We start from the raw sequence: 13,154 nt of genomic DNA on the forward strand, positions 1-13,154 counted from the left end.
GACGACGAGAAAGCGGTGAGCATTCCCGCGCAGGGCGAGGCTCCTCAGCAGGAGCGCGCCACCCTCACGAAGGACGCCGCCCCCGGCGAGGTCCTGCTGAAGGTGACCGGGCTGAAGAAGCACTTCCCGATCAAGAAGGGGCTGCTCCAGCGCCAGGTCGGCGCGGTGCACGCGGTCGACGGCATCGACTTCGAGGTCCGCTCCGGCGAGACGCTCGGCGTCGTGGGCGAGTCCGGCTGCGGCAAGTCCACGATGGGCCGGCTGATCACCCGGCTGCTCGAACCGACCGCCGGAAAGGTCGAGTTCGAGGGCAGGGACATCACGCACCTCGGCGTGGGCGGCATGCGTCCGCTGCGCCGCGACGTGCAGATGATCTTCCAGGACCCGTACTCGTCGCTGAACCCGCGCCACACCATCGGCACGATCGTCGGCGCTCCCTTCAAGCTGCAGGGCGTCGAGCCCGAGGGCGGCATCAAGAAGGAAGTGCAGCGGCTGCTGTCGGTCGTGGGCCTCAACCCGGAGCACTACAACCGCTACCCGCACGAGTTCTCCGGCGGTCAGCGCCAGCGCATCGGCATCGCCCGCGCGCTCGCGCTCAACCCGAAGCTGGTCGTGGCGGACGAGCCGGTCTCGGCTCTGGACGTGTCGATCCAGGCGCAGGTCGTGAACCTGCTGGACGACCTCCAGCAGGAGCTGGGCCTGACGTACGTGATCATCGCGCACGACCTCTCGGTCGTCCGGCACGTCTCGGACCGCATCGCGGTGATGTACCTCGGCAAGATCGTGGAGCTCGCCGACCGCGACGCGCTGTACAGGGCGCCGATGCACCCGTACACCAAGGCGCTGATGTCGGCGGTGCCGATCCCGGACCCCAGGCGCAAGAACGCCAAGAGCGAGCGCATCCTGCTCAAGGGCGACGTGCCCTCGCCGATCTCCCCGCCGAGCGGCTGCCGCTTCCACACCCGGTGCTGGAAGGCGACGGAGATCTGCAGGACGACCGAGCCGCCGCTCGTCGAGCTGAAGCCCGGTCAGCAGGTCGCCTGCCACCACCCGGAGAACTTCGAGGACCAGGCCCCGCAGGACACGGTGCTGCTGTCCGTCGCCAAGGAGGCGGCCGAGCTGGTCGCGGACGAGGTGCTGGCGGAGTCGGCGGAGACCTCGGCGGCGGTGGCGGCGGAGGTCGAGGCCACTTCGGGGGAGTCCACGCAGGGCGAAACCCCGTCCAAGGAGAAGTAGTTCCGGAGCGGCGACCCCGCACGACGATCGAGCCCCCGCCTTCGTTTGAAAGGCGGGGGCTCGCTGTCGGGTAAGAATGTTCGAGTGCTTCAGCAACTTTTCAGCCCGTCCGTCCAGCACACGCTCGACCTGGTCGGCATCTTCGTCTTCGCCATCTCCGGCGCCCTGCTGGCCGTCCGCAAGAACTTCGACGTCTTCGGCATCGCCGTGCTCGCCGAGGTGACCGCGCTGGGCGGCGGGCTGTTCCGCGACCTGATCATCGGGGCCGTACCGCCCGCCGCCTTCACCGACCTCGGGTACTTCGTCACCCCGCTGCTCGCCGCCCTCCTGGTCTTCTTCCTGCACCCGCACGTGGAGCGCATCCAGGCCGGCGTGAACGTCTTCGACGCCGCCGGCCTCGGCCTGTTCTGCGTCGCCGGCACGACGAAGGCGTACGAGTACGGGCTCGGCCTGACCCAGTCGGCGGCCCTCGGCCTCGCCACCGCGGTCGGCGGCGGTGTGCTGCGGGACGTGCTGGCCAACGAGGTGCCCTCGCTGCTGCGCTGGGACCGCGACCTGTACGCGGTCCCGGCGATGGTCGGCGCCACCATGGTGGTCCTGTGCATCCACTACGACGTCCTCAACCCGCTCACCAGCGCCCTCGCGGTCGTCACCGCCTTCGTCCTGCGGCTGCTCGCCATGAGGTTCCACTGGCGAGCGCCGCGTGCGTGGAACCGCCGGTCGACCGTACGGGAGGAGTAGTGGCGGGAGGAGTGGTGGCGCCGAGGCCCAGTTGTTCGGTCAGCCAGCGGAAGGCGGGCACCACCTGGGGCCGCCACAGCGCCATGGTGTGCCCGCCCGCGCTCTTCGGGATGTAGACCACGTGCACGGTCGTCGGCGCCTTCGCGATCTGTTCGAGGGCCACGGCATCCTGGTAGCCGTCGTCCGGCTGGCCGGAGAGGTAGAGCGCGATCCGGGGCGGGGTGCGGGCCTCGCGCAGCAGCACGTAGGGGTTGTTCGCGTTGCGCAGGACGGGGTTCTGCGCGGCGAGCGAACTGCGTTCGCCGATCGGGTCGTTGTACCCGGACAGGGCGACCGCGGCCCGGTAGCGGTCGGGGTGCGCGACGGCGAGCTTCGCCGCGCAGTGCGCGCCCGCCGAGTAACCGGCCACCGCCCAGCCTGCCGGGGCGGACTCGGCGCGGAAGTTGGCCATGACCATTCTCGGCACGTCCACGCTGAGCCAGCTGTCGGCGTTCACCGTGCCCGGGATGTTGGCGCAGCCCGGGTCCACGCCGGCCAGCAGGTTGGTGCGCGGGGCGACCAGGATGAACGGCGCGACCTCGCTGTGGCGCATCAGCGGCAGCAGCTGTTCGTCGGCGTGGAGGGACCCGAACCAGGCCTTCGCCGAGCCGGGATAGCCCGACAGCAGCTCGACGACCGGGAACCTGTGGTGCCGGTAGGCGGGTTCGTCGTACTGCGGTGGCAGCCAGACGTAGACCTCGGCGTTCACGCCCGACACCCGGCCCTTGAGCTGGGTGACGCGCACCCCTGAGGCCTCCGTGAAGGTCTGCCGGACCTTGGGCAACCGCTCCAGCGCGATCCCGCCGGTGCCGTCGGCGCCCAGGTCGGCGGCCTGCTGGACGTGGTCGCCGGTGCCGAGGAGGTCGGCCCAGTCGTCGTAGAGGTTGTTGGAGTTGTTGACCAGCACGAAGACCAGGGCGACCGCCGTGCCCTGGGCGAACAGCAGCATCAGCACCCGGGCCGCGGCGCGCAGGGCCCGGGGTCCCCGCAGCCGCGACCACAGCGCGAACGGCAGCGCGAGGGCGACGACGGCCAGCGCGATCAGGGTGCAGAGGAACGAAGTCCCGGTGAGGCTCATGTATCCGGAGAGGGAAGGCCGGGCCTTCGGGTTTACGGACGAGTGGGGACACTTACCGAAAAATTGCCCGCGCCTCACCTGGGTGAACGCGATCGACTGAGCGAGCGCGATCGACGTTCATGCCGCCGTAACGATAAAAGCTACCGCTTAGTAATCACCTGTTGTACCGTTCAGGCATGCCAGAAGCAGCTACCGTGCGCGCCGTCATCGGCGACAGCGAGTTCGACCGGGACACCGCGGTCACCCTGCGCGAACCCGGCGTCTACGACATCGACCTCTCCGCCGGCTGGACGATCATCAGCGCCGTCAACGGCGGCTATCTGCTGGCCGTCCTGGGCCGCGCCCTCGCGGACGCTCTGCCGCACGCCGACCCGTTCACCATCTCGGCGCACTACCTGACCGCGTCCGAGCCCGGCCCGGCGGTCGTCCGCACGGACGTCGTCCGCACCGGCCGCACCCTGTCGACCGGCCAGGCCTCCCTCTTCCAGTACGACGACCAGGGCCGCGAGGTCGAACGCATCCGCGTCCTCGCCTCCTACGGAGACCTGGACTCGCTGCCGGACGACGTCCGTACGACGGCCGAGCCGCCCGCGATCCCGCCCATGGAACAGTGCTTCGGGCCGCAGGACGGTCCGGCGCCGGTGTCCGGCAGCTCGGCGATCGCCGACCGGCTGATGCTGAAGCTGGACCCGTCGACGCTGGGCTGGGCGCTCGGAGCGCCGTCCGGCAAGGGCGAGATGCGGTCCTGGTTCGGCCTCGCCGACGGCCGCGACCCCGACCCCTTCTCGCTGCTCCTCGCGGTCGACGCGCTGCCGCCGACCGCCTTCGAGATCGGCCTGTCCGGCTGGGTGCCCACGGTCGAGCTGACGGTCCACGTCCGCAGCCGCCCGGCCCCGGGCCCGCTGCGCGTCTCGATCACCACCCGCAACCTCGCCGGCGGCTTCCTGGAGGAGGACGCCGAGGTGTGGGACAGCGCGGACCGGCTGGTCGCGCAGTCGCGACAGCTGGCCAGGGCCAGGCTGGGCTGAGCGGCCGTACCGGGGCCCTGGCGGCCCCGGTCCCGGCCCTGCCCTGGATCCTGGTGCGGTGAAGTCCGACCGTCTGCTGTCGATCCTGCTGCTCCTCCAGACCCGCGGCCGCGTCCCGGCGCCCGAACTCGCCGACCGCCTCGAGGTGTCCGTGCGCACCATCTACCGGGACGTCGAGGCCCTGTCCGCCTCCGGCGTCCCGGTCTACGCCGAACGAGGCCGGCACGGCGGCATCGAGCTGCTCGCCGGGTTCCGTACGGACGTCACGGGGCTGACCGCCGACGAGTCCCGCGCGTTGTTCATCCTGGCCGCCCAGGGCGCGCACGCCGCGCTCGGCCTGGACGCGGCGCTGGGCTCGGCCCTGCGCAAGGTGATGGCCGCGCTGCCCGCCCCGCACCGCCCGGCCGCCGAGGTGGCCTCCCGCCGCATCCTCGTCGACGCCACGCGCTGGAAGGGCGGTCCGCGGCAGGCGGTGGACCTGGAGGCGTTGCAGGACGCGGTGTTCGCCGACCGCAGGCTGCGGCTGCGCTACCGGCACAGCGGTGAGCGGGAGGTGCGGACGTACACCGTGGACCCGTACGGCCTGGTCGCCAAGGCGGGCGTCTGGTACCTGGTCGCCGACCGGCGCACGAGACCGCGGCTCTTCCGCGCCGACCGGGTGCGGTCGGCGACCGTCCTCGCCGACCCGGTCAGGCGGCGCCCCGGCGTCGAACTCGCCGACGTCTGGGAACTGTTGCGCAGGCAGGTCGAGGAACGCCCCGGCGGACTCGACGTCACCGTCCGCGTCCGCCGCGACCGCCTCGACCGGTTCCTGCGCATCAACGCCTCGTCGCTGGTCGAACTCCCCGACGACGACGGCGAGAGCACGTGGGTGACGGCCCGTCTGGCGTACGGCGTGCTCGGCGAGGCCCGTCAACTGCTGCAGTTCTCCGACCGGGTGGAGGTGCTCTCCCCGCCGGAAGTGCGCGAGGAACTGGCCCGGGCGGCCGCTTCTGTCACGGACTTGTACCAGCGAGTAAGTGCAGAGGCCGAGGAGAACCCCAGGTCAGACGGGTCGCTTTAGTCACGCTTTGCCTTGCGCACAGGTGGGGGACAGGGCGGGCCCAAGGAACCCTCAAGGGACGTTGGTTGAGTGCCCGCCTCAGGACCCCCTCATCCTCCTTGGAGTTGTTTCTCATGAAGCGTGTGCGTCTCGTCCCCGCAGTGGCCCTGCTGGCGCTCTCGCCCCTCGCCCTCGTGGCCTGCGGCTCGGGCGACTCGTCGTCGTCCTCGAACACCGGCAACTCCGGCCAGAGCCAGACCTGTTCGCCGCCGTCCGGTGCGCCGAGCGGCAACCCGTCGGGGATGCCGAGCGGTGCCCCGTCGGGCGCCCCCACCGGCAACGCGACCGCCCAGCCGTCCGGTGTGCCCTCGGACATGCCGAGCGGCGCGCCCTCCGGTGGGCCGGGCGGCGGCCAGGGCGGTCCCGGCGGAGGCCAGGGCGGTGGCTGCGGCGGCGGCCCGGGCGGGGGCGGTGCCCAGCCCAGCGGTGCGCCGAGCCAGCAGGCGACGGCATCGGCGACGAAGAGCTGACCTCGCAGGCCGTACGACAGGGGCGGCACTCCCGGCCGACGGGTGTGCCGCCCCTTTGTGTCGCCCCTTTGTGCTGCCCGGCCGTGCCGCCCGGCCTCAGTCCAGCCAGTGGTCGCGGCCGATGCTGATCAGCCGCAGCCGCCGCGTGGCCACCTGGACGACCCGCTCGCGCTCCTCCTGAGAGGCCTCCAGGGCCTCCAGGAACAGCGAGGCGGTGATCAGCATCTGGTCGACGTACAGGTTGGCCAGCATCAGGAGGTCGTCCTCGCTCCAGCCGGCGGACTGGGGGTCCTTGGCCAGCTCGGTCCTCACCTCCTGGCCGAACCGCGCCAGTTGGTCGCGTATCGCCTCGCGCACCGGCTGGACCCCGCCGTGTCGCTCACGGGCGATGAAGCGGACGTGCGCCGGGTACGCGTCCACATGGCCGGCGATCAACTCGACGGCGCGTGCGATGCGTTGGTCGTGGTCGTCCGCCCCGGACACCGTCGTCCGGATCATCGGGTGCAGGCTGCCCAGCGCCTCCTCGACCAGGGCCACCCCGAGATCCGCGGTGGAACGGAAGTGCCGGTAGAAGGCCGTGGGGGCGACGCCGACGGCACGGGTGACCTCGCGCAGGCCGAGACTGCTCAGGCTCTGCTCCTCCAGCAGCCCCAACGCGGCGTCGAGGAGCGCCTGTCGGGTCTTCTGCTTCTGTGCCTGCCGGATGCCGAGGGTGTGACTCATGCCATGCAGTTAACAACTGTTCTCTGGAATTGGAAAGTCGTAGGACGCGCTAGACTGGGAAGTCAGTGAACAACTGTAACTACAACCGTTCACCGAAACGTAACGAGAGCCATCCAGGGCCATCTCGTCGGAGGGGGATCCCACCCATGCTGTTCCTTGTCGCCGCACTCCTGCTGCTCGGTGTCGTCCTCGGCACCGTCGCCCACGCTCCGTTCGGCTTCACCGCCGTCGCCGCCGTCGTGATCGCCGTCTGGCTCGGCATCTTCGCGATCCGCGAGCGTCACGGCCGTCGCCGCGAAACCATCACCCACTGACCACCGTCCTTACGACTCTCGCGACTCCCAGGAGCTGACCCGTCATGCAACTCACCGCACCGGCCACCCGCCGCACCGGCATCCGCGACGCCGACGGCATGGCCGTCGCGTCCTTCGTCCTCGGCCTCCTCGGCCTCCTCGTTCTGAACGTCGTCCTCGGCCCGACCGCCATCGTCCTGGCAGCCGCGTCCCTGTGGCGCGGCACGACCCGCAAGGGCCGCGCCTACCTGGGCCTGGGGCTGGGTGTCGCCGACCTGGTGATCCTGCTGTCGTTCATGCAGATGGACAACTCGGTGTCCTGGAGCTTCTGACCGCAGCGGTGGCCGGCCGGCCACCGCGAGGTGCCCCCGCCGAGGCCGCTGCAGTGCCCCGTAGAATCGGCGTCACCATGGCATACCTCGACCACGCCGCGACCACCCCGATGCTCCCCGAGGCAGTCGAGGCACTCACCGCGCACCTGGGCATCACCGGCAACGCCTCCTCCCTTCACGCATCCGGCCGCCGAGCGAGGCGAACCGTCGAGGAGGCCCGCGAAACGCTCGCCGAATCACTCGGCGCCCGCCCCAGCGAGGTCGTCTTCACCTCCGGCGGCACCGAGGCCGACAACCTCGCCGTCAAGGGCCTGTACTGGTCCCGCCGCGCCGCCGACCCGGCCCGCACCCGGGTCCTCGCCAGCCCCGTCGAGCACCACGCCGTCCTGGACGCCGTCCACTGGCTGGGCGAACACGAGGGCGCCACGGTCGAGTACCTCCCGGTCGACACCTACGGCAGGGTCCACCCCGACGCGCTGCGCGAGGCCATCGCCCGCAACCCCGACGACGTCGCCCTGGCCACGATCATGTGGGCGAACAACGAGATCGGCACGGTCCTGCCGGTCCGTGAACTCGCCGAAACCGCCGCCGAGTTCGGCGTCCCCCTGCACGCCGACGCCGTCCAGGCCTTCGGTCAGGTCCCCGTCGACTTCGCCGCCTCCGGCCTCGCCGCGATGACGGTCTCGGGCCACAAGATCGGCGGCCCGTACGGCATCGGCGCCCTGCTCCTTGGCCGTGAGCACACCCCCGTCCCCGTCCTGCACGGCGGCGGCCAGGAGCGGCACGTGCGCTCCGGCACCCTCGACGTGCCCGCCGTCGCCTCCTTCGCGGTCGCCGGCCGGCTGGCCGCCGAGCAGCGCGAGTGGTTCGAGCGGGAGATCGGCACCCTGCGCGACAGCCTGGTCGAAGAGGTCCTCAAGGCCGTCCCCGACGCGATCCTCGGCGGCGACCCGGCACCCGGCGGCCGCCTCCCGGCCAACGCCCACTTCACCTTCCCGGGCTGCGAGGGCGACTCCCTGCTCCTCCTGCTGGACGCCCAGGGCATCGAGTGCTCCACCGGCTCCGCCTGCACCGCGGGCGTCGCCCAGCCCAGCCACGTCCTCCTCGCCACCGGCACCGACCCGGACCTGGCCCGCGGCACCCTCCGCTTCTCCCTCGGGCACACCTCCACGGAGGCCGACGTGGAGGCGGTGGCGAAGGCGATCGGCCCGGCGGTGGAACGGGCGCGTGCCGCGGGCCTGACGTGATCCGGGCTAGCTCTCCATGACCATGAGGGCGGCCATCATGCCCTCGTCCTCGTGCTGCAGCAGATGGCAGTGGAGCATGTACATGTACGTGTCGTCGGCGAAGTCCGTGAACTTCATCGCGATCTTGATGGAGCCGCCGCCGACCACCTCGTAGGTGTCGAACCAGCCGAGGTCGACGCCCGTGGGCTCCTCGCCGTTGATCTCGATCAGCTGGAACGGCACGTCGTGCAGGTGGAAGGAGTGTTCCAGCTGCGTGGTGTTGGAGATCGTCCAGACCTCCTCGGCGTCCAGGGTGGTCATGATCGTCGCCATCGCGGACATGGTCGTACCGACCGAGCCGTTGATGTTCATGTTCAGGCCGGTCTGCCCGAGCGTGATCGTGCGGGCGGCGAAGTCGCTCGTGTCGTACCGGGTGATCGTGTTGAGCGTGCTCGGCAGGTCGTCGGGGGTGTCGGAGGCGTCCGGCGTCACGGTCAGGAAGTCGTAGGTGCCGCTGCCGCCGCGCACCCAGCCGGTGGTGACGACGGCCTGGAGGGTGACCGCGTCGGCGAGGTCGAGGACGAACTCGGCGCGGGCGCCGGCCACCAGCCGGATGGACGTCACCTCGGTGGGGGCGGTGAGGTAGCCCTGATCGGTGGCGATCTGGGTGAGCGTGCCGCCGTCGCCGCGCTGGACGGTGATGATGTCGGAGGGGGAGGCGTTGAGGAGACGGAAGCGGGTGCGGGTCTTCGTGGCGGTGAAGCCGAGCGTGGTGGCGTCGACATTGGTGCCGTTGCACAGCAGCGGGTAGCTCAGGCTGCTCGAGAGGTAGCCGGTCAGGTCGTACTTGATGTCGCCGCTGCTGTCGGAGGCCAGGCACTGCAGGATGATCGGGATGTCGTCGACGCCGTACTCGCTGGGCAGGGCCGCGGAGGCGTCCGAGTCGTCCTCCACGATGATCAACCCGGCCAGTCCGTGCACGACCTGCTCGGCCGTGGTGCCCAGGGCGTGCGGGTGGTACCAGAGGGTCTTCGCCTCGTCCATGACGGTGAAGGTGGGCGACCAGGTCTCGCCGTCGGCGAAGGCGTTCTGCGGGCCGCCGTCCATCTCGGGCGGGATGTGGGCGCCGTGGAAGTGGACGCTGGTGTCGTCGCCCAGGCTGTTGGTGATGTTCAGCAGGACCGTGCTGCCGCTGGTCCACTTCATGGTCGGGCCGAGGAACGACTGGTTGTAGCCGGCCGTGGTGCTGGTGACGCCGCTGACCACCTCTCCGGTGCCGGTCTGTGCCTGAAGGGTGAAGGTGGTGGTGCCGTCGGAGGTGGTGCCCTCCAGCAGGTCCGGGACGGTCAGCGTGCCGTCCGCCGCGGCCGCCTTGTTGCTGTTGCCCTCGGTCAGCAGGGAGAAGGTCGCCCCGGCCGCCCCCACGGCGGCCAGGCCGACGCCGGTCAGCCCGCCGAGGAACTTCCGCCGGTGCAGGCCCTTGCCGCCTCTGCCCGCGCCGGAGGCGGGTTCTGTGGTGTGTGTCATGGCCGGGGAGCCTGGGCCTAAGGGCTATGTAAAGACTGGGGCGGAATTAGGAGCCGCGTGGGGACGCTGTGGAGACGCCGTGACCGCATACGCCCGCCAACTTCCTTGAAAAAAAGCCAAGTTGGTGCGCCGCAGGTCATGTCGGCGACGTGGGACGCATCGGACACACGCCACGCGCAGGCCGCTCACAACGCGCGCATCATGTGATCTGCGTCACTTCCGTTGCCCGAAGGGAGTTGATGGGCGGTCAGGTGTCAGGTGTCAGGCGGAGGTGGTGCGCGCCTGCCGCACCAGCTGCATGTACCGGTCCCAGTCCCAGTGCTCGCCCGGGTCGGTGTGGTCCGTGCCCGGCACCTCCACATGGCCGATGATGTGCTCGCGGTCCACCGGTATGTCGTAGCGCGCGCATATCCGGGCCGTGAGCCGGGCCGAGGACTTGTACATCTCGGCCGTGAAGTCCTGCGGCCGGTCGACGAAGCCCTCGTGCTCGATGCCGACACTGCGCTCGTTGTAGTCCCGGTTGCCCGCGTGGTACGCCACGTCCAGCTCGCGGATCATCTGCGCGATGGTGCCGTCCTTGCCCACGATGTAGTGCGCGGCCGCGCCGTGCCCCGGGTCCTGGAAGACCTTCACCGCACTGTCGAAGCTGCCCTGGGTGACATGGACGACCACCATGTCTATGCCGTAGTCGTCGGGCCGGTCCGCGCGCCGCCAGTTCGCGTCCGAGGCCGCCAGCCAGCGCGCGCCCGTGTAGTCGACCTCGCCTTCCTTGCGCGGCTTCTCCACGCCCGGCGCGCGCCACCACAGGCGCGCCAGCTCGTCACGGGCCAGCACGGCCGTGCCCGCCGCGGCCGCGGTACCGCCGATCAGCAGGGCCCGCCGCCCGATGCGCCGGTCCGTGTCCGCACCGGTGGCCTTGTCCTTGCCTGCTCGTCTCGCCCCCATGTGAGCGTGAACGGATACTCGGGGGCTCCGGTTCCCGAGCCCCCTTACTCTTGAAGGGTTATGACTGACACCACGCAGCCCAACCGTCCTCTTCGCGTCCTCGCCGCCATGTCGGGCGGGGTCGACTCCGCCGTCGCCGCCGCCCGCGCGGCCGAGGCGGGACACGACGTGACCGGCGTCCACCTCGCCCTCTCGGCGAACCCGCAATCGTTCCGCACGGGCGCGCGTGGCTGTTGCACCATCGAGGACTCGCGCGACGCGCGCCGCGCCGCCGACGTCATCGGTATCCCGTTCTACGTGTGGGACCTCGCCGACCGCTTCCGCGAGGACGTCGTCGAGGACTTCGTCGCCGAGTACGAGGCCGGCCGCACCCCGAACCCCTGCCTGCGCTGCAACGAGAAGATCAAGTTCGCCGCCCTGCTCGACAAGGCGCTCGCCCTGGGCTTCGACGCGGTCTGCACGGGCCACTACGCCCAGGTGATCGTGCGTGACGACGGCACGCGCGAACTGCACCGCGCCTCCGACATGGCCAAGGACCAGTCGTACGTCCTCGGCGTCCTGGACGACCGGCAGCTCGCCCACGCGATGTTCCCGCTCGGCGACACGGTGACGACGAAGGACGAGATCCGCACGGAGGCCGAGCGCCGGGGCCTCGCGGTGGCCAAGAAGCCCGACTCGCACGACATCTGCTTCATCGCCGACGGCGACACCCAGGGCTTCCTCGCCTCCCGTCTCGGCAAGGCGGAGGGCGACATCGTCGACGAGTCGGGAGCGAAGCTCGGCACCCATGAGGGCGCGTACGGCTTCACCATCGGCCAGCGCAAGGGCCTGCGCATCGGCACCCCGGCCGCCGACGGCAAGCCGCGCTACGTCCTCGACATCTCCCCGGTGAACAACACGGTGACGGTCGGCCCGGCCGACGCCCTGGACGTGAGCGCGCTCACCGCCGTCAAGCCGCGCTGGTGCGGCACCGCCCCGACCGGCCCCGGCACCTACACCGCCCAGCTCCGCGCCCACGGCGGTGAGACCGAGGTATCGGCCGAGCTGATCGACGGCTCCCTGGAAGTCACGTTCGTGGAGCCCGTCCGGGGCGTGGCCCCCGGCCAGGCGATCGTGCTGTACGACGGCACGCGCGTGGTGGGCTCGGCGACGATCGCGTCCACGGTGCGGGCGACGGCGGGCGTGGCGTAACCACCCGGAGGCGTCACCCGGCGAAGAACTCCGCCAGCACCGGTGCGAGGACGTTCGGGTCCACCATGTGGGTCTGTCCCTCCAGCGTCCGGTACGTGCCCTCTGGCGCCGCCTCCGCGACCGCCTGCGCGGCCTCACGCATCCACGCGGGGCTCGCGTCGCCGGCGACGGCCAGGACGGGGACGGTGATCGAGGCCAGCAGGGCGCGGGGGACCCGGCCGTCGCCCATCACGGCGTCGTCGTGGGCGAGGCTCGGCGCGATGGCCTCCATGCCGGGCCACATGGGGGACTGGCGGGCGCCCTGGATCATCTCCTCGGCCAGCCCGGTGAGCCGCAGGAACAGCTCGACCGCGTCCCCGCGCCGGCCCTGCTCGAGCGCCTCGGTCAGACCCCGGGTGTACTCGGCGCGCTCCTGCACACCGCCCTCGTTCACGGCGAACGGGGTCTCGTACACCGCCACCCGACGCACCGGCAGCCCGCTCGCCGCCGCGTGCAGCACGAGCGCGCCGCCCGAGGAGATGCCGTACAGCGACGCCTCGCCGCCCACCGCCCCGATCAGCGCCGCGAGGTCCTCGACCTCACGGTCCACCGCGTACGGGGCCGTGTCGCCGCTCGCGCCGCGGCCCCGGCGGTCGTAGGAGACCACTTTGAACCGGTCGGACAGGGGCCCGGCCAGCGGCGCCACAGTGGCCCCCGTAGACATGGCCCCGCTGACGAGGATGACCGCGGGGCCATCGCCGGTGCTCTCGTACGCGAGGGAGGTGCCGTCGCGCGAAGTCGTCTTCTTGTCCATGCCTGTGAAGACTGCCGGACGGCACGGGTCTAATCGGTCACGACACTTCTGTCGAGCTACTTCACTTCCACTTCGTAGAAGCAGAGGTGGTCCTTGATGCCGGCCACGTCCGGCTTCGGGTCGGGATAGGACCAGACCAGGTCGGCCGCGTCCGGCAGCGACCAGTACGAGGCGGTGCCCTTGAACGGGCAGTAGGTGTGCGTCTCGGAGGGCGTCAGAAGGTCGAGCCGTACGTCCTCCGGAGGGATGTAGTACCGCACCGGACAGCCCGTCTCCCGCAGGAGGAGGGGCCGTTCGGTCTCCGCCAGCACCTGGTCGCCATGGACGACCCGTACGCGCCGTGTGCCCTGCTCGATGGTGATCGTGTGTCCTTCGGCCATAACCGGAACAGCGCTCGCGGGCCGCCGGTTCTTCCCGCGTACGGTGGCTT

General features: G+C 71.0%; 15 protein-coding genes. 9 read left to right on the forward strand and 6 right to left on the reverse strand.

All coding sequences use genetic code 11. The features are described 5' to 3' along the window. Window positions 1-15 precede the first annotated feature (15 nt). Window positions 16-1,236 carry an ABC transporter ATP-binding protein gene (locus ADK57_RS03635; protein WP_053747940.1) on the forward strand — a complete coding sequence of 407 codons (1,221 nt, stop codon included), beginning with the start codon at window positions 16-18 and terminating at the stop codon, window positions 1,234-1,236. A gap of 84 nt (window positions 1,237-1,320) precedes the next feature. Beyond that, the gene (locus ADK57_RS03640; RefSeq protein WP_053747865.1) at window positions 1,321-1,977 is read left to right on the forward strand and encodes a trimeric intracellular cation channel family protein; all 657 of its coding nucleotides are present in this window, start codon (window positions 1,321-1,323) and stop codon (window positions 1,975-1,977) included. Here ADK57_RS03640 and ADK57_RS03645 read toward each other — a convergent pair. Then, window positions 1,886-3,094 (reverse strand): alpha/beta hydrolase, encoded by a 1,209-nt coding sequence (locus ADK57_RS03645; RefSeq protein ID WP_053747866.1) that lies wholly within the window; start codon window positions 3,092-3,094, stop codon window positions 1,886-1,888. The genes ADK57_RS03640 and ADK57_RS03645 overlap by 92 nt on opposite strands. Before the next feature lie 176 nt (window positions 3,095-3,270). Between ADK57_RS03645 and ADK57_RS03650 the strand changes: the two genes are divergently transcribed. From ADK57_RS03650 to ADK57_RS49770, 3 genes are all read left to right on the forward strand, one after another. Beyond that, window positions 3,271-4,122: a thioesterase family protein gene (locus ADK57_RS03650; protein ID WP_053747867.1), complete on the forward strand. Its 852-nt coding sequence runs from the start codon at window positions 3,271-3,273 to the stop codon at window positions 4,120-4,122. Between the two features lie 58 nt (window positions 4,123-4,180). Then, entirely contained in the window at window positions 4,181-5,185 is a 1,005-nt protein-coding gene (locus ADK57_RS03655) for a helix-turn-helix transcriptional regulator (protein WP_053747868.1), read from the forward strand. Between the two features lie 113 nt (window positions 5,186-5,298). After that, window positions 5,299-5,694: a hypothetical protein gene (locus tag ADK57_RS49770; protein ID WP_053747869.1), complete on the forward strand. Its 396-nt coding sequence runs from the start codon at window positions 5,299-5,301 to the stop codon at window positions 5,692-5,694. A 96-nt stretch (window positions 5,695-5,790) separates the two neighbouring features. Here the strand turns inward: ADK57_RS49770 and ADK57_RS03665 are convergent, their stop codons facing one another. Next, on the reverse strand, window positions 5,791-6,417 hold the full coding sequence (locus ADK57_RS03665) for a TetR family transcriptional regulator (RefSeq protein WP_053747870.1): 627 nt from the start codon (window positions 6,415-6,417) through the stop codon (window positions 5,791-5,793). Window positions 6,418-6,563: 146 nt separating this feature from the next. On the opposite strand from ADK57_RS03665, the gene ADK57_RS50375 reads away from it, so the two are divergent. The 3 genes from ADK57_RS50375 to ADK57_RS03675 all read left to right on the forward strand — a co-directional run bounded on the left by ADK57_RS50375 (window position 6,564) and on the right by ADK57_RS03675 (window position 8,289). Next, window positions 6,564-6,731 (forward strand): hypothetical protein, encoded by a 168-nt coding sequence (locus ADK57_RS50375; RefSeq protein WP_199830470.1) that lies wholly within the window; start codon window positions 6,564-6,566, stop codon window positions 6,729-6,731. Between the two features lie 44 nt (window positions 6,732-6,775). Continuing rightward, a complete protein-coding gene (locus ADK57_RS03670; protein WP_053747871.1) occupies window positions 6,776-7,042 on the forward strand; it encodes a hypothetical protein in 267 nt (88 codons plus the stop codon). Between the two features lie 77 nt (window positions 7,043-7,119). Continuing rightward, window positions 7,120-8,289, forward strand: a complete 1,170-nt coding sequence (locus tag ADK57_RS03675; RefSeq protein ID WP_053747872.1) for a cysteine desulfurase family protein — start codon at window positions 7,120-7,122, stop codon at window positions 8,287-8,289. A 6-nt stretch (window positions 8,290-8,295) separates the two neighbouring features. Here ADK57_RS03675 and ADK57_RS03680 read toward each other — a convergent pair whose 3' ends face one another. Then, window positions 8,296-9,795, reverse strand: coding sequence for a multicopper oxidase family protein (locus tag ADK57_RS03680; protein WP_078972931.1), 1,500 nt, complete (start codon window positions 9,793-9,795; stop codon window positions 8,296-8,298). 261 nt (window positions 9,796-10,056) lie between these two features. Further along, entirely contained in the window at window positions 10,057-10,740 is a 684-nt protein-coding gene (locus ADK57_RS03685) for an N-acetylmuramoyl-L-alanine amidase (protein WP_053747873.1), read from the reverse strand. Between the two features lie 60 nt (window positions 10,741-10,800). Between ADK57_RS03685 and mnmA the strand changes: the two genes are divergently transcribed. After that, a complete protein-coding gene (gene mnmA / locus ADK57_RS03690; protein ID WP_053747874.1) occupies window positions 10,801-11,931 on the forward strand; it encodes a tRNA 2-thiouridine(34) synthase MnmA in 1,131 nt (376 codons plus the stop codon). A gap of 13 nt (window positions 11,932-11,944) precedes the next feature. On the opposite strand, the gene ADK57_RS03695 is transcribed toward mnmA, so the two are convergent. Both ADK57_RS03695 and ADK57_RS03700 read right to left on the reverse strand, forming a co-directional pair. Next, window positions 11,945-12,724 carry an alpha/beta fold hydrolase gene (locus ADK57_RS03695; RefSeq protein ID WP_053747875.1) on the reverse strand — a complete coding sequence of 260 codons (780 nt, stop codon included), beginning with the start codon at window positions 12,722-12,724 and terminating at the stop codon, window positions 11,945-11,947. A 56-nt stretch (window positions 12,725-12,780) separates the two neighbouring features. Continuing rightward, window positions 12,781-13,104, reverse strand: coding sequence for a DUF427 domain-containing protein (locus ADK57_RS03700; protein WP_053747876.1), 324 nt, complete (start codon window positions 13,102-13,104; stop codon window positions 12,781-12,783). Between the last annotated feature and the right edge of the window lie 50 nt (window positions 13,105-13,154).

The organism is Streptomyces sp. MMG1533 (assembly GCF_001279775.1).
Taxonomy (GTDB): Bacteria; Actinomycetota; Actinomycetes; order Streptomycetales; family Streptomycetaceae; genus Streptomyces.